The following is a 2,263-nucleotide window of genomic DNA, read 5'->3' on the forward strand; positions in this document are numbered from 1 at the left end:
CGAGGGCAAGATCCAGAACGCCATCGGCGCGATCAAGGATGCCGTCACGGGCAAAAAGTAACCCTGAGTTCCTGCCTTGCCGCTGACGACAAGCGAGAGCGCGGTCCACCGGGACCGCGCTTTTTCTTTTGACCCGTCCGGAGGCCTGTCGGGGGCAAAGCGACGCGGATCAGGCCGTTGAAGCGCTTTTGAACTTCGTTTAAGATAGAGGGTAAGCAGCGGGGACTAGAATTCCCCGCCCCCCACTCTGAGATTAGAACCGCAGGACGAACAGGACCTTGGTCCCGAACGCCTTAAGCCTGATCCAGAGAGTGAAACGATGGTTGCTCATCGTTGTACTCCCTCAGTAGCGGAGGCGGCCGGGACATTCCCGGCCGCTGTCCGCACTCTCTCCATAGGGAATACGGCTGTACCGCGCCTCGCGTGGAATTGACGCGCCTTACCGTCCGCTGATTGCGAACCCAGTCCGCTCTGGCCGTCCCTCCAGGCTCAGCATCGCTTCGGCCGGCGCCATCCGGCTCACCACCCTGCCCCGGCGCAGGACGAACAGGCGAGTCGCCTTCAGGCGCACCGCCTCGACCACGCCGCTCGCCTGAAGCACCACGAGATCGGCGTTGCAACCTGGCGCCAACCCATAGCCTTCCAGCCCCATCAGCTTTGCCGCATTCGTCGTCACGGCCTCGAAGCAGGCATGCATGCCGTCGATCGACGTCATCTGCGCCACGTGGACGCCCATGCCGGCAACCTCCAGCATGTCGCCGGAACCCAGCGAGTACCATGGGTCCATCACGCAGTCGTGCCCGAACGCGACGGTCAGCCCCGCCGCCATAAGCTCCGGCACCCGCGTCATGCCGCGCCGCTTGGGATAGGTGTCGTGCCGTCCCTGGATCGTGATGTTGATCAGCGGGTTGGAGATCACGCCCAACCCGGCTTCCGCCATCAGCGGGATCAGCTTGCTGACATAGTAGTTGTCCATCGAATGCATCGACGTCAGGTGCGAGCCGACCGACCGGCCCTGCAATCCGACCCGCTGCGTCTCGAAAGCCAAGGTCTCGACGTGCCGCGACATCGGATCGTCCGTCTCGTCGCAATGCAGATCGATCCGAAGCCCCCGCTCCGCCGCAATTTCGCACAGCATCCTTACGGACGTAGCGCCGTCGGTCATGGTCCGCTCGAAATGCGGGATGCCGCCGACGACATCGACTCCCATGTCCAGCGCCCGCGTCAGAAGTTCGGGCGCACCGGGATAGCGCAGATAGCCGTCCTGAGGAAAGGCCACCAGTTGCAGGTCCAGATAGGGCGCTACCCGCCGCTTGACCTCCAGCAGAGCCTCCACGGCCAGCAGCCTGGGATCGCAGATATCGACATGGCTGCGGATCGCCAGCAGACCGCGCCCGACCGCCCAATCGCAGTACTCGAGCGCCCGCTCGATCAGCGCTTCCTGGGTCAGCAGCGGCTTCAACTCGCCCCAGAGGGCGATGCCTTCCAGCAGAGTTCCCGACCGGTTGACCCTGGGCAGGCCGTAGCTCAGCGTCGCGTCCATATGGAAATGCGGATCGACGAAGGGCGGCGTCACCAGCCGTCCGGTTGCGTCGATCTCCTCGGGCGCACTCGCCTGAAGCCCTTGCTCCACAGCAGCGATCCGCCCGCTCTCGACCCCGATATCGATCCCGACGCGCCCGTCGGGCAGATTTGCGTTCCGTACGATCAAGTCCATCAGTGCCGCTCCCCTTTCCTGAACGGGATCATCAATGCGCGCGGATAGGCCGCGCGCCGGGACATCAGCACCAGCGCTAGGATACTCAGCACATAAGGCAACATCAGAAACACCTGATAAGGCAGGGCCGGGCCGACGATCTGCTGCAATCTCAGTTGCAGGGCATCGAATGCCGCGAACAGCACCGCCCCCAGCAACGCCTTGCCCGGCCGCCACGAGGCGAACACGACAAGGGCGATGCAGATCCAGCCTCGGCCATTGATCATGTTGAAGAAAAACGCGTTGAAGGCGGACAGCGTCAGGAAAGCCCCGCCCACCGCCATCAGCGCGCTGCCGCAGACTACAGCCCCCATCCGGACCGCCGTCACGCTGATCCCCTGGGCCTCAGCCGCGGCGGGATTCTCGCCGACCATCCGGACCGCCAGACCCAGCGGCGTCCGGTACAGCACCCAGGCGACCAGCCCGACCGCCGCCAGCGCCGCATAGGTCAGCGGCGTCTGGTTGAACAGCGCCTGTCCGATCACCGGGATCTCCGACAGCACCGGG

2 protein-coding genes are annotated in these 2,263 nt (G+C 64.6%); both read right to left on the minus strand.

Annotated elements, in window-relative coordinates:
• Positions 1 to 439: 439 nt before the first annotated feature.
• Entirely contained in the window at positions 440 to 1,720 is a 1,281-nt protein-coding gene (locus tag AC5JJ6_RS10205; protein WP_496041935.1) for an amidohydrolase family protein, read from the minus strand.
• Positions 1,717 to 2,263: ABC transporter permease (locus tag AC5JJ6_RS10210; RefSeq protein ID WP_496041934.1), on the minus strand; the 547-nt coding region annotated here is incomplete at its 5' end. The genes AC5JJ6_RS10210 and AC5JJ6_RS10205, both read right to left, overlap by 4 nt.

This window comes from Skermanella sp. (assembly GCF_059503625.1).